The following is a 698-nucleotide window of genomic DNA, read 5'->3' as shown; positions in this document are numbered from 1 at the left end:
AGTAAGTATCCGCCGGTAGAACCGGCGGTTTTAATTTCGCCCTATAAGGGCACTTTACCAACGTAGCCACTAAAGTGGCCCCTCAAGTGACCGCCAACCGTTTATCTTTCTCCTTATTTTTTGAATGGATCTACGTATTCGCGCTTACTCATATTGTCTCGTAATCGATCCTCTGCTTCTTGCTCACGAATATATTTTGCTACCGTTTTTTGATTTAATCCTACTGTACTTACATAATATCCCTTCGCCCAAAAAGTTCGATTACCATGATTATATTTTAAATTGCCATGTCTATCATGTATCATTAATGAACTTTTTCCTTTGAGATAACCCATAAAGTAAGATACAGACATCTTAGGTGGTATTCTCACTAACATATGAATATGATCAGGCATTGCGTGTGCTTCGATGATTTCAACATCTTTCATTTCGCATAACCTTCTCAATATCGCTCCTATGTCTCTTCTCAATTTTCCAAAGATTACTTTTCTTCTATACTTTGGTATGAATACAATGTGATACTTACAATTCCATCTTGTGTGTGATAAACTATTGTCATTAGACATATGTCTTAAGCTCCTCTCGTGTTTAGAATTCGGTTTGGCGGCCAAATTCTATTATATCGAGAGGAGTTTTTTGTTACCACTCTATAAGTTTTATTTTCACACAGGCAGAGCCTGTGGTTTTAAAAGACGTAA

Annotated in this window: 1 protein-coding gene; it reads right to left on the bottom strand. The window is 36.8% G+C overall.

Translation table 11 applies throughout. The features are described 5' to 3' along the window. Positions 1 to 113: 113 nt before the first annotated feature. The gene (gene tnpA / locus GH715_RS21305; RefSeq protein WP_163578840.1) at positions 114 to 566 is read right to left on the bottom strand and encodes an IS200/IS605 family transposase; all 453 of its coding nucleotides are present in this window, start codon (positions 564 to 566) and stop codon (positions 114 to 116) included. Positions 567 to 698 lie beyond the last annotated feature (132 nt).

This window comes from Gracilibacillus thailandensis (genome assembly GCF_010994055.1).
Lineage (GTDB): Bacteria > Bacillota > Bacilli > Bacillales > Amphibacillaceae > Gracilibacillus > Gracilibacillus lacisalsi.
Note: the sequence above shows the minus strand (reverse complement) of the source record. Positions and strands in the feature narration are given on the sequence as shown.

Coding starts and splice junctions, on each gene's coding strand:
- tnpA (WP_163578840.1), bottom strand. CDS start 566: ATGTCTAATGACAATAGTTTATCACACACAAGATGGAATTGTAAGTAT.